General features: G+C 63.4%; 1 protein-coding gene. It reads left to right on the top strand.

The window, feature by feature from the left end; genetic code table 11:
* Positions 1-404, top strand: a 404-nt coding sequence (locus tag HX803_RS32075; protein WP_306172774.1) for a DNA polymerase domain-containing protein, incomplete at both ends; no start/stop codon positions are given.

Here is a 404-nt window from a genome sequence, read left to right as displayed (position 1 = left end):
GGCCTGGCGCTGGTGCAGCACGTCAACGACTGGTGGCGCGAGCACTTGCGCAGTGAGTTCGGCCTGCAAAGCGCCTTGGAATTGCAGTACGAAACCCACTTCAGCCGCTTCCTCATGCCCACCATCCGTGGCGCGGAGGAGGGCAGCAAAAAGCGCTACGCCGGCCTGGTGGTGCGTGGCGATGGCAGCGAAGAAATGGTCTACAAAGGCCTGGAAACCGTGCGCAGCGACTGGTCGCCCCTGGCGCGGCAGTTCCAGCAGGAGCTTTATCAACGCATCTTCCATCGCCAGCCCCATCAGGACTACGTGCGTGACTACGTGCGGCGCACCCTGAGCGGCGAACTGGACGACCTGCTGATCTACCGCAAGCGGCTGCGCCGTCAACTGGACGACTACGAGCGCAA

Origin of the sequence: Pseudomonas sp. P7548 (genome assembly GCF_013386585.1) — a bacterium.
Taxonomy (GTDB): domain Bacteria; phylum Pseudomonadota; class Gammaproteobacteria; order Pseudomonadales; family Pseudomonadaceae; genus Aquipseudomonas.
Note: the sequence above shows the minus strand (reverse complement) of the source record. Positions and strands in the feature narration are given on the sequence as shown.